Source organism: Pseudomonas umsongensis (assembly GCF_002236105.1).
Taxonomy (GTDB): domain Bacteria; phylum Pseudomonadota; class Gammaproteobacteria; order Pseudomonadales; family Pseudomonadaceae; genus Aquipseudomonas; species Aquipseudomonas umsongensis.
This window is the reverse complement of sequence record NZ_NIWU01000012.1, coordinates 1-23,001: the sequence shown is the minus strand read 5'-3', so window position 1 is coordinate 23,001 and position 23,001 is coordinate 1. Positions and strand designations below refer to the sequence as shown.

Annotated in this window: 23 protein-coding genes; 8 read left to right on the top strand and 15 right to left on the bottom strand. The window is 60.0% G+C overall.

Going from position 1 to position 23,001, the window contains the following annotated elements:
* Positions 1 to 99 precede the first annotated feature (99 nt).
* On the bottom strand, positions 100 to 483 hold the full coding sequence (locus tag PSUM_RS30570) for a hypothetical protein (protein ID WP_020796346.1): 384 nt from the start codon (positions 481 to 483) through the stop codon (positions 100 to 102).
* 159 nt (positions 484 to 642) lie between these two features.
* On the opposite strand from PSUM_RS30570, the gene PSUM_RS30565 reads away from it, so the two are divergent.
* Complete coding sequence (locus PSUM_RS30565) at positions 643 to 840, top strand: heavy-metal-associated domain-containing protein (RefSeq protein ID WP_020796345.1); 198 nt, start codon at positions 643 to 645, stop codon at positions 838 to 840.
* A gap of 93 nt (positions 841 to 933) precedes the next feature.
* Complete coding sequence (locus PSUM_RS30560; protein WP_020796344.1) at positions 934 to 2,130, top strand: multidrug effflux MFS transporter; 1,197 nt, start codon at positions 934 to 936, stop codon at positions 2,128 to 2,130.
* Between the two features lie 8 nt (positions 2,131 to 2,138).
* Here the strand turns inward: PSUM_RS30560 and PSUM_RS31905 are convergent, their stop codons facing one another.
* Positions 2,139 to 2,309 (bottom strand): hypothetical protein, encoded by a 171-nt coding sequence (locus tag PSUM_RS31905; protein WP_008066222.1) that lies wholly within the window; start codon positions 2,307 to 2,309, stop codon positions 2,139 to 2,141.
* A gap of 153 nt (positions 2,310 to 2,462) precedes the next feature.
* A complete protein-coding gene (locus PSUM_RS30555; protein WP_020796343.1) occupies positions 2,463 to 3,476 on the bottom strand; it encodes a zinc-binding alcohol dehydrogenase family protein in 1,014 nt (337 codons plus the stop codon).
* A 126-nt stretch (positions 3,477 to 3,602) separates the two neighbouring features.
* Between PSUM_RS30555 and PSUM_RS30550 the strand changes: the two genes are divergently transcribed.
* Both PSUM_RS30550 and PSUM_RS30545 read left to right on the top strand, forming a co-directional pair.
* Entirely contained in the window at positions 3,603 to 4,532 is a 930-nt protein-coding gene (locus tag PSUM_RS30550; RefSeq protein WP_020796342.1) for a LysR family transcriptional regulator, read from the top strand.
* A 226-nt stretch (positions 4,533 to 4,758) separates the two neighbouring features.
* Entirely contained in the window at positions 4,759 to 5,493 is a 735-nt protein-coding gene (locus PSUM_RS30545; RefSeq protein WP_020796341.1) for an ArsR/SmtB family transcription factor, read from the top strand.
* A gap of 15 nt (positions 5,494 to 5,508) precedes the next feature.
* Here PSUM_RS30545 and PSUM_RS30540 read toward each other — a convergent pair whose 3' ends face one another.
* From PSUM_RS30540 to PSUM_RS30530, 3 genes are all read right to left on the bottom strand, one after another.
* The gene (locus PSUM_RS30540; protein WP_020796340.1) at positions 5,509 to 6,462 is read right to left on the bottom strand and encodes an adenosine deaminase; all 954 of its coding nucleotides are present in this window, start codon (positions 6,460 to 6,462) and stop codon (positions 5,509 to 5,511) included.
* Positions 6,463 to 6,540: 78 nt separating this feature from the next.
* A complete protein-coding gene (locus tag PSUM_RS30535; protein ID WP_033045076.1) occupies positions 6,541 to 7,509 on the bottom strand; it encodes a 2-oxoglutarate and iron-dependent oxygenase domain-containing protein in 969 nt (322 codons plus the stop codon).
* A gap of 121 nt (positions 7,510 to 7,630) precedes the next feature.
* Positions 7,631 to 8,704, bottom strand: coding sequence for a BMP family ABC transporter substrate-binding protein (locus tag PSUM_RS30530; RefSeq protein ID WP_033044720.1), 1,074 nt, complete (start codon positions 8,702 to 8,704; stop codon positions 7,631 to 7,633).
* A 286-nt stretch (positions 8,705 to 8,990) separates the two neighbouring features.
* Between PSUM_RS30530 and PSUM_RS30525 the strand changes: the two genes are divergently transcribed.
* On the top strand, positions 8,991 to 10,115 hold the full coding sequence (locus tag PSUM_RS30525) for a calcium:cation antiporter (RefSeq protein WP_083350090.1): 1,125 nt from the start codon (positions 8,991 to 8,993) through the stop codon (positions 10,113 to 10,115).
* On the opposite strand, the gene PSUM_RS30520 is transcribed toward PSUM_RS30525, so the two are convergent.
* From PSUM_RS30520 to PSUM_RS30510, 3 genes are all read right to left on the bottom strand, one after another.
* Positions 10,076 to 11,434, bottom strand: coding sequence for an 8-oxoguanine deaminase (locus PSUM_RS30520; RefSeq protein ID WP_020796335.1), 1,359 nt, complete (start codon positions 11,432 to 11,434; stop codon positions 10,076 to 10,078). The genes PSUM_RS30525 and PSUM_RS30520 overlap by 40 nt on opposite strands.
* 265 nt (positions 11,435 to 11,699) lie before the next feature.
* Complete coding sequence (locus PSUM_RS30515) at positions 11,700 to 12,383, bottom strand: SDR family oxidoreductase (protein WP_020796333.1); 684 nt, start codon at positions 12,381 to 12,383, stop codon at positions 11,700 to 11,702.
* A gap of 18 nt (positions 12,384 to 12,401) precedes the next feature.
* Complete coding sequence (locus PSUM_RS30510) at positions 12,402 to 12,689, bottom strand: MerR family DNA-binding protein (RefSeq protein WP_081648141.1); 288 nt, start codon at positions 12,687 to 12,689, stop codon at positions 12,402 to 12,404.
* Positions 12,690 to 12,773: 84 nt separating this feature from the next.
* Between PSUM_RS30510 and PSUM_RS30505 the strand changes: the two genes are divergently transcribed.
* Positions 12,774 to 13,214, top strand: coding sequence for a hypothetical protein (locus tag PSUM_RS30505; protein ID WP_020796331.1), 441 nt, complete (start codon positions 12,774 to 12,776; stop codon positions 13,212 to 13,214).
* A 62-nt stretch (positions 13,215 to 13,276) separates the two neighbouring features.
* On the opposite strand, the gene PSUM_RS30500 is transcribed toward PSUM_RS30505, so the two are convergent.
* The 6 genes from PSUM_RS30500 to PSUM_RS30475 all read right to left on the bottom strand — a co-directional run bounded on the left by PSUM_RS30500 (position 13,277) and on the right by PSUM_RS30475 (position 19,732).
* Positions 13,277 to 14,203: an ABC transporter permease gene (locus tag PSUM_RS30500; protein ID WP_083350091.1), complete on the bottom strand. Its 927-nt coding sequence runs from the start codon at positions 14,201 to 14,203 to the stop codon at positions 13,277 to 13,279.
* A complete protein-coding gene (locus PSUM_RS30495) occupies positions 14,203 to 15,315 on the bottom strand; it encodes an ABC transporter permease (RefSeq protein WP_020796329.1) in 1,113 nt (370 codons plus the stop codon). Before PSUM_RS30495 ends, PSUM_RS30500 begins: the two co-directional genes overlap by 1 nt.
* Before the next feature lie 10 nt (positions 15,316 to 15,325).
* Positions 15,326 to 16,879 (bottom strand): ABC transporter ATP-binding protein, encoded by a 1,554-nt coding sequence (locus PSUM_RS30490; protein WP_020796328.1) that lies wholly within the window; start codon positions 16,877 to 16,879, stop codon positions 15,326 to 15,328.
* Positions 16,880 to 17,483: 604 nt separating this feature from the next.
* Positions 17,484 to 18,065 carry an IMPACT family protein gene (locus PSUM_RS30485; protein WP_083350092.1) on the bottom strand — a complete coding sequence of 194 codons (582 nt, stop codon included), beginning with the start codon at positions 18,063 to 18,065 and terminating at the stop codon, positions 17,484 to 17,486.
* Positions 18,066 to 18,072: 7 nt separating this feature from the next.
* Complete coding sequence (locus tag PSUM_RS30480) at positions 18,073 to 18,723, bottom strand: TetR/AcrR family transcriptional regulator (protein ID WP_020796325.1); 651 nt, start codon at positions 18,721 to 18,723, stop codon at positions 18,073 to 18,075.
* A gap of 88 nt (positions 18,724 to 18,811) precedes the next feature.
* Positions 18,812 to 19,732, bottom strand: a complete 921-nt coding sequence (locus PSUM_RS30475; protein ID WP_083350093.1) for a LysR family transcriptional regulator — start codon at positions 19,730 to 19,732, stop codon at positions 18,812 to 18,814.
* Positions 19,733 to 19,869: 137 nt separating this feature from the next.
* On the opposite strand from PSUM_RS30475, the gene aptA reads away from it, so the two are divergent.
* Together aptA and PSUM_RS30465 are read left to right on the top strand one after the other, a co-directional pair.
* Positions 19,870 to 21,219 (top strand): omega-aminotransferase AptA, encoded by a 1,350-nt coding sequence (gene aptA, locus PSUM_RS30470; RefSeq protein WP_083350094.1) that lies wholly within the window; start codon positions 19,870 to 19,872, stop codon positions 21,217 to 21,219.
* 75 nt (positions 21,220 to 21,294) lie between these two features.
* Positions 21,295 to 22,788 carry a CoA-acylating methylmalonate-semialdehyde dehydrogenase gene (locus tag PSUM_RS30465; protein ID WP_020796322.1) on the top strand — a complete coding sequence of 498 codons (1,494 nt, stop codon included), beginning with the start codon at positions 21,295 to 21,297 and terminating at the stop codon, positions 22,786 to 22,788.
* The last annotated feature ends 213 nt before the right edge of the window (positions 22,789 to 23,001 follow it).

The window sequence follows — 23,001 nt, the reverse complement described above, 5'->3', positions numbered from 1 at the left end:
AACCCGAGAGCGCCGCGGGGTGTCAGGTTTCCAGCGTTATCGTTGACGACCTTCGTCGGAACGCCGCCCGGAGCATGCTCGCTCCTACAGGGGGATGTTTCAGTATCCGAGGCCTGCGCGCTTGAGATACATCCCATCCTGTGTCATCGCAATCCGGTATTTCAACATATCACCGGCCCTGAGCTGGATGTCTTGCGAACCCGGCGCCAACATGCCCGGGTTACACCCCGGCGCCTGGCCCGGCAGCAACTTCAAGCGCAGCGACACATTGCCCGGTGGCAAGTTGAACGAGGTGCTCTGCTCCTGGAACAGCCGCGCCGCCAGCTGGTCCTGGATGTACACGCCGATTTCGCAGCTGGTTGCGACTTCCAGGCGCTCGCGGGAAATGATCAGCACGCCATAATCCTCACCGGCGGCATTGACCGGGGCTGTGGCGGTGAAAAGGCTGAGCAGGCCTAACAGGCTGAAAGCTGACCAGCGCATGGCTGAATCTCCTGGAATCAAGTCGTAGATGCACGCAGCTTGGCCGAGCGCGAAGCCGATTGCCAGCCCGGCAGGTCACTTCGGAACTTGACCTTGCCATGGGGGCAAGCTCGAGACTGTAGCTCACCTCATTCAAACACCTCAGTAAAGGAGTCATCCATGCAAGTGTTTAACGTTGAAGGCATGTCCTGCGGTCACTGCGTCAAGGCGATCACCCAGGCTGTGCAGGCCAAGGACCCGGCCGCGAGTGTGCGGGTCGACCTGGCGGCCAGGGAAGTCGGCGTAGAAAGTGCATTGAGCGCCGAGCAAGTGATCGAGCTCATCAGTGAAGAAGGCTACCGCGTGAAGCTGGCCTGAATTTTTTAATAGTTAGCGAGCTAACTTAATGTTCAAGGCGTCCATGCGCGGCTAGACTGTCGGGCTGCCGACTTCTGTCCCATTGGATGCCTGATGAATTTTCGCACAATCCTGATTCTTGGCGCCTTGAGCGCTTTCGGTCCGCTGGCGATCGATTTTTATCTGCCGGCGTTCCCGGCAATGGCGCTCGCCTTCGGCACCGACGAAAAACACGTTCAGCTGACATTGGCCGCCTATTTCCTCGGCTTGTCCATTGGTCAGCTGGCTTACGGCCCGGTGGCTGATCGTTTCGGGCGACGCATGCCGTTGCTGATCGGGGTCGGGCTGTTTACCGCCGCTTCGTTGGCGTGCGCGTATGCACCGAGCCTGGAGTGGCTGATCGGTGCGCGGTTCATCCAGGCACTGGGTGGTTGCGCAGGGATGGTGATCTCGAGGGCTGTGGTCAGCGACAAATGCGATGCGGTGGGCTCGGCAAAAGTCTTTTCGCAATTGATGCTGGTGATGGGGTTGGCGCCGATTCTTGCACCGATGCTCGGCGGTTTGCTGGTCAACACCACTGGCTGGCAGTCGATCTTCCTCGCGCTGACTGGGTTCAGTGCCCTGGCAGGGCTGGCCGTGGCACTGGGCCTGCCAGAAAGCATGCCCGCCCATTTGCCACGCCAACCCTTGGCGGGGGCGTTGCGCCAGTACGCACGTTTGCTCAAGGACCCGGTATACCTCGGCCATGCCCTGACGGGCGGTATCGCCATCGCCGGCATGTTCTCCTACATCGCCGGGTCGCCGTTCATCTTCATCAAGCTCTATGGCGTTCCGGCTGAACATTTTGGCTGGTTCTTCGGTGCCAACGCGGCGGGGTTCATCCTCGTGGCCCAAGTCAACGCGCGACTGTTGGCCAAGCGTGGTCCGGCGTTCCTGCTGACACGCACAGTGTGGATCTACCTCGGAGCCGGCCTGGCGTTGCTCGCCGTCAGTGCGCTGCACACCGCACAGCTTTGGCCGCTGCTGATTCCATTATTCGTCTGTATCGCCAGCCTCGGTTGCATTCTTCCCAATGCCTCGGCCTGCGCGATGAACGGCCAGGGTGCCCGCGCCGGCAGTGCTTCGGCCATGCTCGGGTGCCTGCAATTCAGTGTCGCAGCAGGCGCTGCGGCGCTGGTCGGTGTGTTGCACGACGGCACCGCCATGCCGATGGCCATGGTCATCAGCCTGTGCGGGATTCTGGTGGTGAGCGCGGCGCTGCTCACCCGACGTATACAAAATGCCCGGGCGTTGGTGCAAGTCCAGGTTTGAGGACTGACTCAGCCAACAGCGCGCTGTTGGCGGTCGGGTATCTGGTGCGGGGCGTGTAGGCGCGCTTCAAGGGTATTGGTGAAGGCGCGGGCTTCGGCTTCGCTGCGGAAGGTGACGGCATGTTGATCCAGGCGAACCTGCCACTGGGACTTTGCCAATTCTTTTATCAGGATCTTCATTACTGACCTCCTCAAGTAAAAGATTTCTCGCAGAGGCTTCGATTGTAGTCCTGAATACGAGCGCGATTGTGACAAGGCTCAACTCTCGGACTGACGGTTTGTAACAAAAAACATCGCAGTCCGAGAGCAGCCTTCGGCAGCTCCTGCAGTCGCTTAAAACCCTTCCAGCACAATCTTGCCCTTGGATTTTCCGCTTTCCAGCAGTGCATGGGCACGCCGCAGGTTCGCCGCGTTGATGATGCCGAAATGTTCGCCAACCGTGGTTTTCAGAGTGCCGGCGTCGATCAGCTCGGCTACCCGGTTGAGCAATTTGTGCTGTTCAATCATGTCCGCGGTTTCGAACAGTGAGCGGGTGTACATGAACTCCCAGTGCAGTGACAGGCTCTTGCGCTTGAGCTTGGTCACGTCGAGGCTTTTCGGGTCGTCGATCAGTGCCAGCTTGCCTTGTGGTGCCAACGCCTCGACCAGTTGATCCAGGTGATGATCGGTTTGGGTCAGGCTGGCGACATGGGTCACCTGATCGATGCCGGCCTGTTTGAGGGCCTGTGCCAGTGGCTGGCTGTGATCGATCACCTGATCGGCTCCCAGCGCTTTCACCCAGCTTTGGGTCTGCGGGCGCGAAGCGGTACCGATCACATTCAGGCCCGTGAGCTGTTTGGCCAGTTGCGTGAGGATCGAACCGACGCCGCCGGCCGCACCGACGATCAACAGGCTCTGGCCTTCAACGGTCTTGCCTTCGTGCACCTGCAGGCGCTCGAACAGCAACTCCCACGCGGTAATGGCCGTCAACGGCAGGGCGGCGGCCTCGGCGAAACCCAGGGTGTTCGGCATATGGCCGACGATTCGTTCATCCACCACGTGCAGCTCGCTGTTACCGCCGGCACGGGCGATGGAGCCGGCGTAGAAGACCTTGTCGCCGGCCTTGAACAATGTCACTTCGCTGCCGACCGACTTGACCACGCCGGCCACGTCCCACCCCAGCACTTTAGCCGCGCCGGCTTCAGGCTGGACGTTCTGCCGGACCTTGGTGTCCACCGGGTTCACCGAGATGGCCTTGACCTCCACCAGCAGGTCGCGGGGGCCAGCGACTGGCTCCGGCAGTTCGATGTCTTGCAGGGCGTTTTCATCGCTGATCGGCAACGAGGCGTAGTAGGCAACGGCTTTCATTGGAAGGCTCCCAAATAACTATCTGAATTAAGATTCGATGGGATGGATGATTGGCTATTTCTAAGGAAGATAAAACCCGCTAAAAGAGCAGTCTCTTTCAATGTTTTTTTGATAATGAAGGCTCACATGCTGCGGTTCGATGATTTGCAGTTGTTCGTCCGTGCGGCGGACCTGGGCAGCCTGTCCGCGGCCGCACGGGGCATGGACATGTCGGCAGCAGTGGCGAGCGCGGCGTTGAAGCGCATCGAACAGCAACTGGGCGCCCGCCTGCTGGCCCGCTCGACCCGCAGCCTGCGCCTGACCGCAGAAGGCGAAGGTTTTCTGGAGTACGCTCGGGCGGCCTTGAGTCATCTCGACGAAGGCCGGCGTCTGTTGGCCAGCGGTCAGGATCAGGTCAGCGGCGTCTTGCAGTTGTCCGCGCCTTCGGACTTTGGGCGCAACCTGCTGCTGCCCTGGCTGGATGAGTTTCAGCGCGAGCACCCGAAGCTAACCGTGCGCTTGCTGCTGGGCGACCGCATCGCCGATCTGTTCCGCCAGCCAGTGGACATCGCCCTGCGCTACGGCGAGCCGGAAGATTCCAGCCTGGTGGCGCTACCCATCGCCCCACACAATCGTCGAGTGCTGTGTGCCGCGCCCGAATACCTCGCCCGGCGTGGCGAGCCACGCCAACTGGAGCAACTGGCCCAGCACAATTGCCTGCTGTTCATGCTGGGCAGCCGGGTTCACGATCACTGGAGTTTTCATGACGGCAAGCGCGAGGTCGGCCTGACCGTCGGTGGCGATCGTTTCAGTGACGATGCCGATGTCGTGCGCCTGTGGGCGCTGGCAGGGGCCGGGATCGCTTACAAATCCTGGCTTGATGTGGCCAACGATGTGTTAGCGGGGCGCTTGAAAGTGCTGATGCCGGAACTGCTCTGTGAGCGCGCACCGCTGAATCTGTTGTGCGCCCATCGCGCACAGTTGAGTAAGCCGGTGAACCTTTTGCGGGAAATGCTTGCCAGCCGATGCGCCCATTTGAGTAGTCATTTTCCGGGATTATCGGGTTTCGATCATTAGTCTCAGGCAAAAAGCGAAATTTCCCTCAGGAACTATCAGCATCGGCGGTTTGCGGGGGGCAGGATCTGGCGGCTAACCGGCCTATACTGATGCTTGCCTGGTGAACGCACCACCGATCGCAAGGGCGAGCCCGGTTTATGGCAGTTTCCACGTTTGGCCGACAGCACATGACGGGTCAAGATATCTCTGAGCAGCAGGACGATACGATTCAACAGGGAGTGAATACATGGAACATGCACCTTGCATCAGCCAGATAGCCACGTTGCTGGCTGACCCGAAGCGCAGCGCAATGATGTGGGCCTTGATGGACGGATCGGCTCGACATACTGAAGAATTGGCATTGATGGCCGGGCTGTCACCGTCTTCGGCGAGTGCGCACCTGGCGCGGTTGTCCGCCGGAGGCCTGTTGAAAGTAGAAACCCGTGGGCGAAAGCGCTTCTTCCGCCTGACAGCACCCGAAATCGGTGCCGCGATCGAAGCCCTGGCCAGCGCCACGCTGGCCAGCACACCGCAGGATATCCCGGACATATTCAAACGCGCCGCCCCCTTGGCCAAACCTCAGCCGAGGGGTTCATCGCTGTTGCGTGCGCGGCTGTGTGAGGACCACTTGGGTGGCACCCTGGCCGCCGATCTGTACCAGCGCCTGCTGGAGGCCGGCTGGATCGAGCAGTTCGACCAGCGGGTCACGATCACCCTCAAGGGCTCGACGCAGCTGGCGTCACGCGGTGTCTTCATTCAGGCGCTGGCCCATCGCAACGGCAAGGTTGCCTGTGCGTGTCCCGACTGGAGCGAAAGACGGCCGCACCTGGGCGGTGCCTTGGGTGCGGCGTTGCTGCAGCTGTTCATGCAGTCCGGTTGGCTGAACTTGCCCGTGGATTCTCGTGCCCTGCAGCTTACCGCCGCCGGGCAGAAAGAAATTCACCGTTTCGCCAGGCAGACCGAGCTGGAAATGGCCTTGTAGGAGACCCGGTAGATATCAGGGTTTGACCAACCGGGCATCCAGGCTGTTCTGCGCCAGGCGTTTGGCCTGGTCCTGGGTCATGCCCAGGTCGGTATACAGGGCATGGAAGTTTTCGGTGACGTAACCGCCGAAGTACGCCGGGTCATCGGAGTTCACGGTCACTTTCACGCCACGCTCGAGCATGTCGAGAATATTGTGCTGCGACATGTGATCAAACACACAGAGCTTGGTGTTGGACAGTGGGCACACGGTCAGCGGGATCTGCTCATCGATGATGCGCTGCATCAAGCGCTCGTCTTCGATGGCGCGCACGCCATGGTCGATGCGCTGGATTTTCAACAGGTCGAGGGCTTCCCAGATGTACTCGGGTGGGCCTTCTTCACCGGCGTGGGCGACCGTCAGGAAACCTTCGCCACGGGCGCGGTCGAACACGCGTTGAAATTTGCTCGGTGGGTGCCCCATCTCGGAGCTGTCCAGGCCCACGGCGACAAACGCATCGCGGAACGGCAGCGCCTGGTCGAGGGTCTTCTGCGCCTGCTCTTCGCTCAAATGGCGCAGGAAGCTCAAAATCAAACCGCTGGTGATTCCCAGTTGTTGCTCACCGTCCTTCAACGCTGCGGCGATGCCATTGAGCACCACTTCGAATGGAATGCCACGGTCGGTGTGGGTCTGCGGGTCGAAGAACGGTTCGGTGTGAATCACGTTCTGCGCCTTGCAGCGCAAGAGATAGGCCCAGGTCAGATCGTAGAAATCCTGGGAAGTGCGCAGCACGTCGGCACCCTGGTAGTACAGGTCGAGGAATTCTTGCAGGTTATTGAAGGCGTAGGCCTTGCGCAGGGTTTCGACATCGCTCCACGGCAGGGCGATCTTGTTGCGTTCGGCCAGGGCAAACAGCAGTTCGGGTTCCAGCGAACCTTCCAGGTGCAGGTGCAGTTCGGCCTTGGGCAGGGCGTTCAGCCAGTCGTACATAATTCTGTTCTCATCAGGTGCAATGGCGCCATTCTACAGATGCTCGTCGCAACAATTGATAAAACCTGACCAGGCGGTTCATTCCACCGCCTCCTGTTCCCGTCGATAAGCGTAGGTATCGGCGAAACGTGAGAGTAGGAACTGGGCGCAAGTGGTGGCCGGGTATTTCGCCGCCTGCTGTTCATCCTGGCATCCGGGCAGGCATTCGATGCGGGTATCGGGGTGCGGCTCGGCAAAGAATGGCATCGAGTAACGATCCACGCCCAATGGGCTGATCACCCTGTGCGGCGTTGACAGGTAACGGTCGTTGCTCCAGCGCGCCATCATGTCACCGAGATTGACCACGAACGTCCCTTCGATCGGCGGGGCATCGATCCATTCACCTTTTACGTTCCTGACTTGCAAGCCACCGGCGGCATCCTGGTAGAGCAGGGTGATACAGCCGTAATCGGTGTGAGCGCCGGCGCCTTGTTGCTCCCGGGAAGTGGCGGTGTGTCGCGGCGGGTAGTGAATCATGCGCAATACGCTGACCGGTTCACGAAAGCGCGTGTCGAAAAAATCCCGCTCGATGCCCAGCGCCAACGTCATTGCCCGCAACAAGGTTTGCGCAAGTGCCTGCATGTCGACGTAGTGTTGCTCCATCAGCGTCTCCCAACCTGGCATTGATGGATGGCGGTTGGGGCCGCGCAACGGTTTTTCTGCCAGCACATCGGGATGGTCGAGCGGCAGGTGCAGGCCCATGTCGAAAGTTTCTTTCAGGTCGCTGGGTTTACTCGGGTCCAGTTGTTCGGTGGCAATAGCGCCATAGCCGCGATGGTGGCGGGTCTGGGTGATGTCGATCTTGAGCTTCTCGGCAGTTGGCAGGGCGAAGAAACGCTTGGCGCTGTCGAGCACGGCGTCGATGCGCGCGGCGCTGATCGGGTGACCCTTGATGTAGAAAAAGCCCCATTCGCGGCAGGCGTGGTCGATTTGCTTTGCCACGGTTGCCCAGGCGCTTTGGTCGTCGGTGTAGAGCGGGGCGATGTCGATGATGGGAAGACTGTTCATACACAATCCTGAGAGCGTTGAAAATCCCTGTAGGAGCTGCCGCAGGCTGCGATCTTTTGATCTTGATCTGATAAAAATCAAAAGATCGCAGCCTGCGGCAGCTCCTACACGGGGTGGGGTACTACTTGGGCATCTCCGCCTTCATGCCTTCCACGTAATAATTCATCGATGCCAGTTCCGTATTCGTCGCGCTGACACCCGCCGGTATTTTCTCGACCCCGGCCTGGTCCTTGATCGGCCCGGTAAACGGCTGCAACGTGCCGCTCTTGATGTCGGCGATGATCTGCTCCGCTTCAGTCTTCACCGCCGCCGGTACCAGGTCGCTGATCGGCAGTTCAACGGTGCCTTCCTTGAGGCCACCCCAGTAATCCTGGGTTTTCCAGCTGTGGTCGATCACGCTTTGGGTTGCTTGAAGGTAATGCGGCGCCCAGTCGTTGACGATGGAGGTCAGTACCGCCTTGGGGCCGAAGTGCGCCATGTCCGAAGCGTAGCCCACCGCATACACGCCGCGACGTTCCGCGGCCTGGATCGGCGCCGGGCTGTCGGTGTGCTGGAACACCACGTCCACGCCCTGGTCGATCAGCGCGTTGGCGGCATCGGCTTCCTTGCCCGGATCGAACCAGGAATTGACCCACACCACTTTGATTTCAGTGCCCGGGTTGTACTTGTTCAGGGCCAGTTGAATGGCGTTGATGTCGCGGATCACTTCCGGGATCGGGAACGAGGCGACGTAGCCGATCTTTTTGCTTTTGGTCATCTTTGCCGCAAGGAAACCGCCGACGTAGCGACCTTCATAAGTGCGCGCCAGGTAGGTGCCCAGGTTCTTGTCCTGCTTGTAGCCGGTGGCGTGTTCGAACGTCACATTGGGAAACTGTTTGGCGACCTTGAGTGTCGGGTTCATGTAGCCGAATGAGGTCGTGAAGATCAGGTCGTACTTGTCCTTGGCCATGTTGCGGATCACTCGCTCGGCGTCCGCGCCTTCGGCAACGTTTTCCACATAGTTGGTGGTGATTCGGTCGCCAAGCTTTTGCGCCAGTGCCTGGCGTCCCTGTTCATGCTGGTACGTCCAGCCGTGGTCACCGATAGGACCAATGTAGACAAAGCCTACTTTCAGTGGCTCAGCGGCAAAGGCGCCGAGGCTGATCCCGAGGCCGATGGCGGCGCACAGCAGTGTGTGCAGTGGACGTATTTGCATGAATTCGAACTCCCTTTTGTTGTGTGTGGAGAGGGTCAATGCAAAAGCCTGACCAACCGGACAACAAATGCCAGGGAAACCGTGTGATGGCTATCGCGAGCAGGCTCGCTCCCACATGGAAACGCGATTACCTGTGGGAGCGAGCCTGCTCGCGATGAGGGCTGCAAGGTCGAAAAAAGTGCATGACCTTAAAGAGGCGCCATCCACTGGTGCGCTAAGGTGAAACGAAACGTTATCGCCGCGTTGCAGTCAGTCGCATATCGCACCTCCTCGGCAAAGGCCCGACATGCTCACGATTCTCAAGCAAGAAACCTTTCTGCTACTGGCCTTGATCGCCGCACTCGTGGCTTTCCCGCTTGAGCACTGGTTGCTGCACAGCGGCCAGGCGATCGCGCTGGCTGGCGGGCTGGTGCTGATCGCATTCATCGTCGCCGCCTCCATGCGTGTCGCCCATCAAGCCGAACTGCTCGCGGAAAAGGTCGGCGACCCTTACGGCACGATGATCCTGACCTTGGCCGCGGTGCTGGTGGAAGTGGTGATCCTGGCGATCATGATGAGCAACGAAGCGTCGGCTACGCTGGTGCGCGACACGATTTACTCAGCCGTCATGCTCGACATCAATGGCATCCTCGGCCTGGCGGCGTTGATGGGTGGGCTCAAGCATGGCGAACAGTCCTACAACGACGATTCGGCGCGCAGCTACAGCGTGATGATCCTGACCGCGATGGGTGTGTCGATGGTGGTGCCGGAGTTCATTCCCAAAGGCGACTGGAAGCTCTATTCGGCGTTCACCATTGGCGCGATGGTGGTGCTTTACGCCTTGTTCCTGCGGATGCAGGTCGGGCCGCACAGTTACTTTTTCAGCTACAGCTACCCGGAAAAACGCCGCAAGAAAGAACCGCTGGAGCAGGAGCCGGCACCGATCAGCCTGACATTGTCGATCGGCATCCTGGTGTTCGGTGTGGTGGTGATCGGTGCCCTGGCCGAAGTGATGTCCAAGACCCTCGACCTGGGGCTGGAAGGGACGGGCGCACCGCCGGTGATCACGGCGATTCTGGTGGCGGCCATTTCGGCTGCCCCGGAAATTCTGACGGCATTGCGCGCAGCATTGGCCAACCGCATGCAGTCGGTGGTCAACATCGCGTTGGGGGCGTCGCTGTCGACGGTGATCCTGACGGTGCCGGTGATGGAAGCAATGGCGCTCTATACCGGGCAGCCGTTCCAGATGGCGATGACCCCGGTGCAGACGGTGATGATCTTCATCACCCTGATCGTCAGTGCGATCAACCTCAACGATGGCGAAACCAACGCCATCGAAGGGATGACTCACTTTGTGCTGTTTGCGACGTTCATCATGTTGTCGTTGTTGGGTCAGACGCCCGCGATCAACTGCCGAGCCGCCTGGCTGTGATCGGCAATCAATCCCTTCAGGTCCAGCCCCTCGACCTGCCCGTCGATCACTCGCCACTTGCCGCCGACCATCACCCGGTCCGCACGGTCCGCGCCGCACAAGAGCAGTGCCGATACCGGATCGTGGCTGCCGGAGAAGCGCAACTCGTCGAGTTTGAACAGCGCCAGGTCAGCTTGTTTGCCCACGGCGATTTCACCGATGTCGCTGCGCCCAAGCAAACTGGCCGAGCCTTTGGTCGCCCAGCCCAGTACGCGCTCTGGTGTGATTTTCTCGGCACCGTAGCGCAGGCGCTGGATGTACAACGCCTGACGGGTTTCGAGCATCATGTTCGACGCATCGTTGGAGGCAGAACCGTCCACGCCAAGACCGAGCAACGCGCCGGCATCGGTCAGCTCGATGGTCGGGCAGATGCCGGAGGCCAGGCGCATGTTCGAGCTCGGGCAATGGCAAATACCCGTGCCGGCGGCGCCAAGGCGGGCGATTTCATCCGGGTTGAAGTGGATGCCGTGTGCCAGCCAGGTACGCGGTCCGAGCCAGCCGACGCTGTCCAGGTAATCGACGGTGCGCAGGCCAAAGCGCTGCAGGCAGAAATCTTCTTCGTCGAGGGTTTCCGCCAGGTGCGTGTGCAGGCGCACGTCGAGGTTGTTCGCCAGTTCGGCGCTGGCAGACATGATTTGCGGGGTGACGGAGAAGGGGGAGCAGGGCGCCAGGGCGATCTGGATTTGCGCGCCTTCGCCACGTTCGTGGTACTCGGCGATCAAGCGCTGGCTATCGGCCAGGATCACTTCACCTTCCTGCACGGTTTGCTGCGGCGGCAGGCCTCCGTCCTTTTCACCCAGGCTCATGGAGCCGCGCGTCAGCATGGCGCGCATGCCCAGTTCGCGAACGCTCTCGACTTGTACATCGATCGCATTTTCCAGGCCTTCGGGGAACAGGTAGTGGTGGTCGGCGGCCGTGGTGCAACCGGACAACAGCAGTTCAGCCAGGGCGACTTTGGTGGCGAGGGCGAGCTTTTCCGGTGTCAGGCGTGCCCAGACCGGGTACAGGGTTTTCAGCCACGGAAACAAAGGCTGGTTGACCACGGGTGCCCAGGCGCGGGTCAGGGTTTGATAGAAGTGGTGATGGGTGTTGATCAGCCCCGGCAGGATCACATGCTCGCGGGCATCGAATACTTCATTGCACGGCGCGGAGGGCTGTTGGCCGAGGCCAAGTACTTCGACGATCAGACCGTCTTGCAGCACCAGGCCGCCACGGGCGTCGAGGTCGTTGGCTGTAAAAATGGCGAGGGGATTTTTTAACCAGGTACGGGTCGCAGGCATGTTGGCCGGCTCCTCTGAAAGTTGGGTTCAGGGTTGCCAGCTCAGTGTTGCCCTGTCTGCTGATCCAGGGTCGCCGGGGAGGCGAGGTGCCAAGTTTTAATCAAAACGGTGTCGCGGGCAAGCCCGGTCCGACCAGACAACGTAAAACCCTTGCAGGAGCGAGCATGCTCGCGAAAAACGTCCAGACAACGCGGGCATCCAGAAAGCCCGCGTCATCTTTGGCGTCCATCGCGAGCAGGCTCGCTCCTACAGTGGACGGCGGTGGTTACCAGGGAATGGTTTCACCCCTGTAGTTGATGAAGTGATGCCCGCCCTTGCCGGCATACGCATTCACCTGGTCAATCAGTCCGCGTGTGCTGGTGTCCACATCGATGTCAGCACCTTCACCGCCCATGTCGGTTTTCACCCAGCCCGGATGCAGCGACAGTACGGTAAGGCTGGTTTCGCCCAACTGCGTGACGAAGCTGTTGGTCATGGAATTGAGTGCAGCCTTGCTGGCCTTGTACAGCGCCAGTTCCGGCGCGTCTGGCATGGTCACGCTGCCCAACACCGAACTCATGAAGGCCAGCACGCCGTTGTCCGGGCGGATTTGCCCTACAAAGCGTTGCGCCAGGTTGATCGGCGCAACGGCATTGGTGAAGAACAGTTGGCCAACCTCGGCCAGGGTCGCGCCGCCGTTTGGTGTCTGCACCTCAGGGCCTTTCACCCCGGCGTTGACGAACAGCAGGTCAAACACTTCGTCCTTGAGTTTCTGGCTCAGCATGATCACCGCTTGCTGATCGTCCATGTCGAGTTTCTCGATCCGCACCTTGCCCAATGCCTTGAGGGCCTCGGCGTTTTGCGGATTGCGCACAGTGGCGGTCACTTGCCAGCCATCGGCAAGCAGGGTTTTCACCAGGCCGAGGCCAAGGCCGCGGGAGGCACCGATGATCAGTGCGGTTCTGGACATGTGTGGCTTCCTTGAGGTTCAGGGACGTGGATTCAATGGACAATCTTGTCCAAGCCGTTGTTGCAACTCATCGCGCAATGCGCCCAGTTCGGACATGCGCGCTTCGATCAGTTTGAGCTTGTCTTGCAGCAATCGTGTGATGGCACTGTCCGGATCGGGCGACTGCCAGATGGCGCCGACGCTGTGGCCGATCTCGCCGAAGTTAAAGCCCAGCCGTTGAGCGGTCTTGATGTACTGCACCAGCTGCACCCTGTCTGCCGGGTCGCGGCTGACGGCGCTGGCCTGGGCTAATTCACCGATGCGCATCATCACGTATCTTCGAGGGCTTGACCCTGGAGCATACTCCAGGCTTTAGCCTGGTTGCTCCCGGAAATTGATGGAGCAATATCGATGTGGACTTCAATGCAATATCGCCGCTTGGTTCGCGGCAGTGCCTGGTATGACCTGATCGTTATGGCAGCGTTTGCCACGCCATGGAGTTTTGCCGCGGTGCACGGGCTTTTGTTGAGCTTGAGCCAGGCTTTCAATCTATCAGGCGAGCTACCGCCGTTCGAACCGATGCACGTGTTGATGGCGAATCTATTGGGCTCGATAGTCTGCGTGTGGGCGGTGCTGCGCATTCGTGATCCGCAGCAGGTTTATGGGCGGTATGACGCCGTGGCCAGATTCCTGTTCTCGGCTTGGCAGGCTTATGCCCTGATCCATGGTGTGAGTTCGCTGCTGGTGATTTTTCTGGTGTTTGAATTGATGTGGGGCATTGCTCAAGTGTTGCCAGTGCGGGCCTCTTCGCGGGCAAGCCCGCTCCCACAGGGACTGCGCCAGACACATTAATAGCGGCGCACGCGCATATGTGGGAGCGGGCTTGCCCGCGAAGAGGCCAGACCAGACAACTGCTAATGCCCAGCCTGCCACGGCTGCCCCAATGAAACCGGCGCATACAATCGTGTGCGCACCTTGTCCCGGGACAGCAGCACCAGCACCACTATGGTCGCCACATACGGCAGCATCGCCAGCAAGCTTGATGGAATCGCCAGCCCCAGCCCTTGCGCCACCAGGTGCAGGATACTGGCGAGTCCGAACAGGTACGCGCCCAGCAGCAAGCGCCATACCCGCCAACTGGCGAATACCACCAGCGCCAGGGCAATCCAGCCGCGGCCGGCGCTCATGTTTTCCGCCCACATCGGTGTGTAGGCCAGCGACAGGTACGCGCCGGCAAGTCCCGCCATCGCGCCGCCAAACAACACCGCCAATGCGCGCACGGCCAACACCGGCAAACCCATTGCGCTGGCCGCATCCGGGTTTTCCCCGACCGCCTGGATGATCAGCCCGACGCGGGTCTGCAGCGTCACCCAGGCCACCAGCGCAAACAGCACGAATGACAGGTACACCAGCAGATCCTGGGCGAACAGCATTCGTCCGATCAGCGGTATCTCGCTCAAATAAGGGAGTGCCACCGGCTCGAAGCCCGTTAGCGGTTTGCCAACCCACGCCGCACCGACAAAGCTCGACAACCCCACGCCGAAGATCGTCAGGGCCAGCCCCGTGGCGACCTGGTTGGCATTGAAGACCAGCGCCACCAGAGCGAACAACGATGACAACAGCATCCCGGCGAACATCGCCAGCAATACCCCGAGCCACAGGTTGCCGGTGCTGAACGCGATGATGAACCCCATCACCGCGCCAAACAGCATCATCCCTTCCTGGCCCAGATTGAGTACGCCGCTTTTCTCGCAGACCAGTTCGCCCAGCGCCACCAGCAACAGCGGTGTACCGCAGCGAACCATGGCGTAGAAAATGTTACTCAGCAGATCGATATCCATCACAGGGCCCCTACTTGTTGTTGTACGGCAGTGGCGAGTGCACGGCGTTTCCTGCGCAGGTTCAAGCGGGGGCGGTAGAGAATCAGCACATCACAGGCCAGCAGGAAAAACAGCATCATCCCCTGGAACAGTTGGGTGATCGCTTGCGGCAGGTTCAAGCTCATTTGCGCACTCTCGCCACCGATGTAAAGCAACGCCATCAACAAGCTGGAAACGAGAATGCCAACCGGGTTCAAGCGCCCGAGAAACGCTACGGTGATCGCTGCGTAGCCGTAGCCCGGGGACACTTGCGGTACCAATTGCCCGATCGGCCCGGTCACCTCACATGCACCCGCCAAGCCCGCGAGGCCACCGCTGACCAACAGCACCAGCCAGACCAGGCGTTTTTCTCGAAAGCCGGCGAAGCCAGCCGCGCGCTTGTCCAGCCCAAGCACTTTGATCTGGAACCCGACGAAGCTTTTGTGCAACAGCACCCACACCGCCACCAGGGCGAGCAGGGCGAAGTACACGCCTGCGTGAATTCGACCGTCTTCCATTAACAGTGGCAAGCGGCTGGCGTCACCGAACATCGCCGACTGCGGAAAATTGAAACCCTGCGGATCTTTCAGCGGACCGTGGACGCAATACAACAGCAGGTTCAACGCGATGTAGTTGAGCATGATGCTGGTGAGGATTTCATTGGCGTTGAAGCGAGTTCGCAACCACGCTGTCAGCCCTGCCCACGCGGCACCGGCCAGGGTTCCGGCAAGCAGGATCACGAACAGTGCCCAGCGGCTTTGCACCTCGATGAAGTTCACCGCCAGCACGCTGCCGGCCAAGGCGCCGAGCAGCAGTTGGCCTTCGGCGCCGATGTTCCAGATCCGCGCCTGGTAGGCAACGGCCAGGCCCAGCGCGCAGAGCAGAATTGGTAACGCTTTGACCAGCCACTCGGAGAGCCCGTACAGGTCGCTGATCGGCGCGACCAACAGCGTATGCAAAGTCAGCAATGGATCGTGGCCCAAGGCGATAAACAGCAATGAGCCACTGCCCAGGGTCAGGGCCGCCGCCAACAACGGCGAGCACCACAGCATCAGGCTCGATTGCTGGCCACGTGGTTCAAGAGAAAGCAGCATGTGAACTCCGTTAGCGTGTGGCGTAGGCGGGCAATTGAGGGGCGTCGAACTGGCCGGCCATCCAGCCACCGACATCGGTCAGGCGAGTGTCGACTGTGGCCTTGAGCGGTGATAACTGGCCGCTGCACAAGGCGCCGAGGCGGTCGCTGATCTGGAACAATTCTTCGAGGTCTTCGGAAATCACCAGGATTGCCGCGCCGGCATCGCGCAGAGCAATTAGCGCCCGGTGAATGGTCGCGGCCGCGCCGACATCCACGCCCCAGGTCGGGTGCGCAGCCACCAGCAATTTCGGTTGTTGAAGTATTTCCCGGCCCAGAATGAATTTCTGCAAGTTACCGCCAGATAGGCTGCGGGCTGGTGCATGGGGGCCGGAAGTCTTGACCCCGAAGCGGCGAATGATCTCTTGCGCGAGCGCCTGGACCTTGCTGCGCTGGATCAGCCCCTTGCTCACCAGACCGTGCTGGAATGCGCTGAGCAGGGCGTTGTCCGCCAGGCTCAGATCCGGCACGGCGCCATGCCCCAGTCGTTCGGCCGGAACGAAAGCCATTCCGCGTTGGCGACGGGCATCGGCACGTAGATGCGCAACCGGTTCGCCGCCAAAGCTGATGGTTGCAGCCTCATTGCGGCTCAGTCGTTCTTCGCCGCTGAGCAACGCCAGCAGCTCGTCCTGACCATTGCCGGCGACACCGGCGATGCCGACGATTTCACCGCTGCGCACGGCAAGGTCGATGGCCTTGAGCGAGCAACCGAACGGGTCCGGGTTGTGCCACGACAAACCTTGTATGTTCAAAAAAACATCGCTGCCGGCCACCTTCGTGTAATCGTCGATCAACTCCGCCGCTTCGCCAACCATCAGGCACGCCAGTTGCCGATCCGAGTAGTCGGCCGGTACGCAATGCCCGGCGACTCGCCCGCCGCGCAACACGGTAGCGCTGTGGCAAAGCGCGCGCACTTCGGCGAGTTTGTGGCTGATGAACAAAATGCTGCAGCCCTCGGCGGCCAGTCGACGCAGGGTCACGAACAAGTCCTCGGCCTCCTGCGGAGTCAGCACCGAGGTCGGTTCGTCGAGAATCAACAAGCGGATGTCCTGCATCAGGCAGCGAATAATTTCCACCCGTTGCCGTTCGCCGATGGACAGGCTGTGCACCAGTCGCTGCGGCTCCAGCGACATGCCGTAGCGTTGTGACACATCATCAATCTTGCGTTCAAGCTGGCTGGGCGAGCCTGCCGCCGCCCCCATGGCCAGTGCGATGTTCTGCGCCACGCTCAGGGTTTCGAACAGCGAGAAGTGCTGGAACACCATGCCGATCCCCAGTTCGCGAGCCTGGGCCGGATTGCGCAGGTTCACGGGCTGGCCATGCCAGAAAATCTCGCCAGCATCGGCATGGACGACGCCGTAGATGATTTTCATCAAGGTGCTTTTGCCGGCACCGTTTTCGCCGAGCAACGCGTGGATTTCACCGGGGGCGATAGTCAGGTCGATGGCATCGTTGGCCAGGCAGCCGGGGTAGCGTTTACTGATGTTGCTCAGTTGCAGACGGGGCGTTGGATCGGCGGTGGGCATGACAGGCTCGATTCGATTGAATTGATGCCTGTGGATAAAGCAATTTTCTGGCCATCAGGTCAGGAAATATTCTGGAAGTCCTTGTGTCTGGGCATTGCGCTCGGTGCCGGGTTTGAGTTGATCGCGAGCCAGGCACCACTTGAGTGCAACGCCGTTGATCCGCTCCCGTTTTGCGCATCTGCCTTTGATCAAAAAATGAGCACATGACCGCAAGCCATGCCCGATATGCAGCCGCGCCAGCCATGAACGGGTTATCCACAGATTGTTCCACAGTATTTGTGCGCAAGCTCAAAGGGTGGGCATAAGCGCGGGGCGGCTTTCTTCTAAAAGTGCTAAACCAACCTAACTGATTGTTTTCATTTGTATTTAGCAGTTTTAAAGAGGAAATGGACGAAAAATGAGCAAAGCCCGCAAAGCCGCATGACAGAAGGGTTACAGCGGTATGTGCTCAGGTTATCCACAGGCGGGTGCACAGCAGATGTGGGCAACTAGGCGATAAGTGCAAAAAGCGCAGTGCTCCAAAAGATCGCAGCTTGCGGCAGCTCCTACACGGGATAGCGTTCTCCCTGTAGAAGCTGCCGCAGGCCGCGATCTTTTGATCTTGCTAGCGCTGCAACAAAATCCGTCCACGACTTAAGTCGGCGAGTAGAGATTGCAATGTGGCGATCTGCCCCGCACCCACCGCCAACTGCAATTCAACGCCATTGGCCGTGAAATCCTCCTGCACCACCAGTGCGTCGAGTTCCGCGACGCGCAGCTTGACCAACGCCAGCTCACTGAACGCACAAGCGCATCGCACCGGCACCCGACTGATCAACTCAACCTTTGGCGCCGCTTGCAGGCACTTGTTGGCACCGCCGCCATAGGCCCGGGCCAGTCCGCCGGTGCCCAGTTGAATGCCGCCATACCAGCGAATGACCAGCACGACGACCTGATCGCAATCCTGGGCCTCGATGGCCGCCAGAATCGGTCGGCCAGCCGTGCCGCCAGGCTCGCCGTCGTCGGTACTGCGGTATTGATCGCCGAGCTTCCACGCCCAGCAATTGTGCGTAGCGTTTGGATCGCTGTGTTGGGCGATGAAGGCCTGGGCGTCGGCGGGGCTGCCGATCGGCGTGGCAAAAGTGATGAAGCGGCTTTTGCGAATCTCTTCGCGGTATTCGCAAAAGTCGCTGAGGGTAAAAGGCATAGTGGTCTTAGAGGGAAGGTGTCAGGCCGCAGCCTTTGAGAATGATACGGATCAGATTGTTGCCGGCGTCTTCCATGTCCTGCTTGGTCAGCTTGCTGCGTCCACTGACCCGGCAGATCTGCGTGGCGAAGTCGGCGTAATGCTGGGTGCTGCCCCACAGCAGGAAAATCAGGTGCACCGGGTCGACCGGGTCCATTTTGCCAGCGTCAATCCACGCCTGGAACACCGCTGCACGGCCTTGGAACCAGGTGCGATAGTCCTGGTTGAAATATTCGGTCAGGCATTCGCCGCCACTGATGACCTCCATGGCGAAGATTCGGGACGCTTGCGGCTGGCGCCGGGAAAACTCCATCTTCGCGCGGATATAGCGGGTCAGGGCTTCGGCGGGGTCGTCTTGCGCGGTCAGGGTATTGAAGGTGCTGTCCCACAACTCGATGATGTTGCTCAGCACCGCCACATACAAACCGAGTTTGTTGGTGAAGTAATAATGCAGGTTCGCTTTGGGCAAGCCGGCATTCAGGGCAATGGTGTTCATGCTGGTGCCCTTGAACCCGTGACGGGCGAACTCGTCCTCGGCGGCCTTGATGATGGTCTCTTCGTTTTTCTGACGAATGCGGCTGGCGGGCTTGCCGCTGTGAGCTGGGACTTCAAAGGTCATGGGCACTTCCGATCAAGAGGGGTTGCGGGCCTTGACGTTGATAGCGCACCCACAGGTTCCAGACAAGTCCCGTTAAGAAAAACCCCTGTCAGCGTGTCGCGGCCAGGCTCTCCAGGAAGCTTTCCAGCACCAGGTGCGGACGACGCCCCTTACGCGTGACCGAGGCAAGACTCAGGTCATAAAAACGCGTCTTGGCTTTCAGCGCCCGCAAGCGTCCCTGTTGCACCCAAAGACTCGCATAGTGATCCGGCAGATAACCGATATAGCGCCCGGTCAGGATCAGAAAGGCCATGCCTTCACGATCCGATGCGCTGGCGGTGCAATTGAGCGCTTGATAATGAGCCTGGATGTCCGCCGGCAAACGGAAGGTCGGGGCAATCGCGTCCTGGCTATTGAGGCGTGCATCGTCCAGTTGCCTGTCATCGACATAAAACAGCGGATGGCCCACCGCGCAATACAGCAGCGAGCGTTCGCTGTAGAGCGGTTGATACTCCAGCCCGGACAGCGCACTTGCCTGTGGCACCACACCGACGTGCAGTCGACCGTCGAGAACGCCTTGCTCCACTTCGTTGGGCGCGATCATCCGGATCTGAATCTGCACATCCGGTCCGCGCTCCTTCAATTGCGCCAGGGCATGGGTAATGCGCATGTGCGGCAGCGTCACCAGGTTGTCTGTCAGGCCGATGGTCAACTCGCCGCGCAGATGTTGGTGCAGGCCGTTGACCTCGGTGCGGAAACTTTCCAGTGCGCTCAATAGTTGCAACGCCGATTGATAAACCTCGCGACCTTCTTCGGTCAGGGAAAATCCGGCGCGCCCGCGTTGGCACAGACGCAAACCCAGGCGCTGTTCCAGGTCACTCATTTGCTGGCTGATTGCTGATCGACCGATGCCGAGTACGCTTTCAGCTGCGGAGAAGCCGCCGCATTCGACCACGCTGCGAAAGATCCGCAGCAGACGGATATCGAAGTCGCTGACTTGTGCCAGTGGATCGGGACGACGGGTGCTCATGCGCTTACTCGATAGTTTAGTGATTGGCTGACTGAAGGTTACAAAAGTTGGATTTCACCGACTTTATCCCCGTGGCAACTTAGCTGCAACAGCGGTTTTTAATCCCTACGCGCTTATTGCCTTGCGAGGTTTCACCCATGAACTTGCCTGAAAACGCCCCGACATCCCTGGCCAGCCAGCTCAAGCTCGATGCTCACTGGATGCCGTACACCGCCAACCGTAACTTTCAGCGCGATCCACGCCTGATCGTTGGCGCCGAGGGCAGTTGGCTGATCGACGACAAGGGCCGCAAAGTCTATGACTCGCTGTCTGGCCTGTGGACCTGCGGCGCCGGGCACACCCGCAAGGAAATCCAGGAGGCGGTGGCCAAGCAACTGGGTACACTCGACTACTCGCCAGGCTTCCAGTACGGCCATCCGCTGTCGTTCCAGCTGGCGGAAAAGATCACCGACCTGACGCCGGGCAACCTGAACCACGTGTTCTTCACCGACTCCGGTTCTGAGTGCGCCGACACGGCAGTGAAGATGGTGCGAGCCTACTGGCGCCTCAAAGGCCAGTCGACCAAGACCAAGATGATCGGCCGTGCCCGTGGCTATCACGGCGTGAACATCGCTGGCACCAGCCTCGGTGGCGTGAACGGCAACCGCAAGCTCTTCGGCCAGGCGATGATGGACGTCGATCACCTGCCGCACACCTTGCTGGCCAGCAATGCGTTCTCCCGTGGCATGCCGGAGCAGGGCGGTATCGCCCTGGCTGATGAACTGCTCAAGCTGATCGAACTGCACGATGCCTCGAACATTGCGGCGGTGTTCGTCGAGCCCATGGCCGGTTCCGCTGGCGTACTGGTGCCGCCACAGGGTTACCTCAAGCGCCTGCGCGAGATCTGCGATCAGCACAGCATCCTGCTGGTGTTTGACGAAGTGATCACCGGTTTCGGCCGTACCGGCAACATGTTCGGTGCCGACACCTTTGGCGTTACCCCAGACCTGATGTGCATCGCCAAGCAAGTCACCAACGGCGCGATCCCGATGGGCGCGGTGATTGCCAGCTCCGAGATCTACCAGACCTTCATGAATCAGCCGACGCCTGAATACGCGGTGGAATTCCCCCACGGCTATACCTATTCCGCGCACCCGGTGGCGTGCGCAGCGGGCCTGGCGGCACTCGACCTGCTGCAAAAGGAAAACCTGGTACAGAGCGTCGCCGAAGTCGCACCGCATTTCGAAAACGCGCTGCACGGCCTAAAGGGCACCAAGAACATCATCGACATCCGTAACTTTGGCCTGGCGGGGGCGATCCAGATCGCGCCACGTGACGGCGACGCCATCGTGCGCCCGTTCGAAGCGGGCATGGCCTTGTGGAAAGCAGGTTTCTACGTGCGTTTCGGCGGCGACACCCTGCAGTTCGGCCCAACGTTCAACAGCAAGCCGCAGGACCTGGATCGTCTGTTCGACGCAGTCGGCGAAGTGCTGGGCAAGATCGACTGATTTCTTCTTCTATATACCTACAAGAAACGGGTGCGCGATTTGGGCGCGCCTGTGGACAACTTTTCAGGAGCTTCCATGAGCGTTATTCCGCATTTGATCAATGGCGAACTGGTCACCGAGAACGGTCGCGCGGTTGATGTGTTCAACCCGTCTACCGGCCAGGCTATCCACAAACTGCCGCTGGCCACCCGCGAAACCATCCAGAGCGCTATTGATGCCGCGAAGGCTGCATTCCCGGCTTGGCGCAACACGCCGCCGGCCAAACGTGCCCAAGTAATGTTCCGCTTCAAGCAACTGCTGGAGCAGAACGAAGCACGTATTGCTCAACTGATCAGTGAAGAGCACGGCAAGACGCTGGAAGACGCGGCAGGTGAGCTGAAGCGCGGTATCGAGAACGTCGAGTTCGCTTGCGCGGCGCCGGAAATCCTCAAGGGCGAATACAGCCGCAACGTTGGCCCGAATATCGATGCATGGTCCGACTTCCAGCCGTTGGGTGTTGTAGCCGGTATCACGCCGTTCAACTTCCCGGCCATGGTGCCGCTGTGGATGTACCCGCTGGCGATCGTTTGCGGTAACTGCTTCATCCTCAAGCCGTCCGAGCGTGACCCAAGCTCTACGCTGCTGATCGCGCAGTTGCTGCTGGAGGCTGGTCTGCCTAAAGGCGTGCTGAGCGTGGTGCACGGTGACAAGACGGCGGTGGACGCTTTGATCGAGGCACCGGAAGTCAAGGCGCTGAGCTTCGTAGGTTCTACGCCGATTGCCGAATACATCTATAGCGAAGGTACCAAGCGCGGCAAGCGCGTGCAGGCCTTGGGCGGGGCGAAGAACCACGCGGTGCTGATGCCGGATGCAGACCTGGACAACGCCGTCAGCGCACTGATGGGCGCGGCCTACGGTTCTTGCGGCGAGCGTTGCATGGCGATCTCGGTAGCCGTGTGCGTCGGCGACCAGGTGGCGGATGCGTTGGTTGCCAAGCTGGTGCCGCAGATCAAGGCACTAAAAATCGGTGCAGGTACCAGCTGCGGCCTGGACATGGGCCCACTGGTGACTGGCCAGGCACGCGACAAGGTCAGCGGTTATGTAGAAGACGGCGTAGCCGCCGGTGCGACACTGGTGGTGGATGGCCGTGGCTTGACCGTTGATGGTCACGAGGAAGGTTTCTTCCTGGGCGGTTGCCTGTTCGACAACGTCACGCCAGAAATGCGTATCTATAAGGAGGAGATCTTCGGGCCAGTGCTGTGCGTCGTACGGGTCAACAGCCTGGAAGAAGCGATGCAGCTGATCAACGATCACGAGTATGGCAACGGCACCTGCATCTTCACCCGTGACGGAGAAGCGGCACGCTTGTTCTGCGACGAGATCGAAGTGGGCATGGTCGGCGTCAACGTACCGCTGCCGGTGCCGGTGGCTTACCACAGCTTTGGTGGTTGGAAACGTTCGCTGTTCGGTGACCTGCATGCGTACGGTCCGGATGGTGTGCGTTTCTACACCCGTCGCAAGGCCATCACTCAACGCTGGCCGCAGCGTGCGAGCCATGAAGCTTCGCAGTTCGCTTTCCCTAGCTTGTAAGTAGAAGGGTAAAGAAGGCCGACCCATAGGGTCGGCCTTTTGTTTTGTGGGCTTTTATACCTATATGACAGTTTTGTGAAAATAGCGGTTGACGGCAGATTCTGGAAGCCTATAATTCGCCCCACTTCCGGCGCAGTCGAAACGGAAAACTCCTTGGTAAACAATGAGTTACGCAGTTTTCGGCAGCAGGTTGCTTCAGTTCATCGAAGCGCC

Coding starts and splice junctions, on each gene's coding strand:
- PSUM_RS30505 (WP_020796331.1), top strand. CDS start 12,774: ATGTGGACTTCAATGCAATATCGCCGCTTGGTTCGCGGCAGTGCCTGG.
- PSUM_RS30545 (WP_020796341.1), top strand. CDS start 4,759: ATGGAACATGCACCTTGCATCAGCCAGATAGCCACGTTGCTGGCTGAC.
- PSUM_RS30535 (WP_033045076.1), bottom strand. CDS start 7,509: ATGAACAGTCTTCCCATCATCGACATCGCCCCGCTCTACACCGACGAC.
- PSUM_RS30465 (WP_020796322.1), top strand. CDS start 21,295: ATGAGCGTTATTCCGCATTTGATCAATGGCGAACTGGTCACCGAGAAC.
- aptA (WP_083350094.1), top strand. CDS start 19,870: ATGAACTTGCCTGAAAACGCCCCGACATCCCTGGCCAGCCAGCTCAAG.
- PSUM_RS30490 (WP_020796328.1), bottom strand. CDS start 16,879: ATGCCCACCGCCGATCCAACGCCCCGTCTGCAACTGAGCAACATCAGT.
- PSUM_RS30495 (WP_020796329.1), bottom strand. CDS start 15,315: ATGCTGCTTTCTCTTGAACCACGTGGCCAGCAATCGAGCCTGATGCTG.
- PSUM_RS31905 (WP_008066222.1), bottom strand. CDS start 2,309: ATGAAGATCCTGATAAAAGAATTGGCAAAGTCCCAGTGGCAGGTTCGC.
- PSUM_RS30520 (WP_020796335.1), bottom strand. CDS start 11,434: ATGCCTGCGACCCGTACCTGGTTAAAAAATCCCCTCGCCATTTTTACA.
- PSUM_RS30475 (WP_083350093.1), bottom strand. CDS start 19,732: ATGAGCACCCGTCGTCCCGATCCACTGGCACAAGTCAGCGACTTCGAT.
- PSUM_RS30480 (WP_020796325.1), bottom strand. CDS start 18,723: ATGACCTTTGAAGTCCCAGCTCACAGCGGCAAGCCCGCCAGCCGCATT.
- PSUM_RS30565 (WP_020796345.1), top strand. CDS start 643: ATGCAAGTGTTTAACGTTGAAGGCATGTCCTGCGGTCACTGCGTCAAG.
- PSUM_RS30525 (WP_083350090.1), top strand. CDS start 8,991: ATGCTCACGATTCTCAAGCAAGAAACCTTTCTGCTACTGGCCTTGATC.
- PSUM_RS30560 (WP_020796344.1), top strand. CDS start 934: ATGAATTTTCGCACAATCCTGATTCTTGGCGCCTTGAGCGCTTTCGGT.
- PSUM_RS30550 (WP_020796342.1), top strand. CDS start 3,603: ATGCTGCGGTTCGATGATTTGCAGTTGTTCGTCCGTGCGGCGGACCTG.
- PSUM_RS30485 (WP_083350092.1), bottom strand. CDS start 18,065: ATGCCTTTTACCCTCAGCGACTTTTGCGAATACCGCGAAGAGATTCGC.
- PSUM_RS30570 (WP_020796346.1), bottom strand. CDS start 483: ATGCGCTGGTCAGCTTTCAGCCTGTTAGGCCTGCTCAGCCTTTTCACC.
- PSUM_RS30515 (WP_020796333.1), bottom strand. CDS start 12,383: ATGTCCAGAACCGCACTGATCATCGGTGCCTCCCGCGGCCTTGGCCTC.
- PSUM_RS30540 (WP_020796340.1), bottom strand. CDS start 6,462: ATGTACGACTGGCTGAACGCCCTGCCCAAGGCCGAACTGCACCTGCAC.
- PSUM_RS30530 (WP_033044720.1), bottom strand. CDS start 8,704: ATGCAAATACGTCCACTGCACACACTGCTGTGCGCCGCCATCGGCCTC.
- PSUM_RS30555 (WP_020796343.1), bottom strand. CDS start 3,476: ATGAAAGCCGTTGCCTACTACGCCTCGTTGCCGATCAGCGATGAAAAC.
- PSUM_RS30510 (WP_081648141.1), bottom strand. CDS start 12,689: ATGCGCATCGGTGAATTAGCCCAGGCCAGCGCCGTCAGCCGCGACCCG.
- PSUM_RS30500 (WP_083350091.1), bottom strand. CDS start 14,203: ATGGATATCGATCTGCTGAGTAACATTTTCTACGCCATGGTTCGCTGC.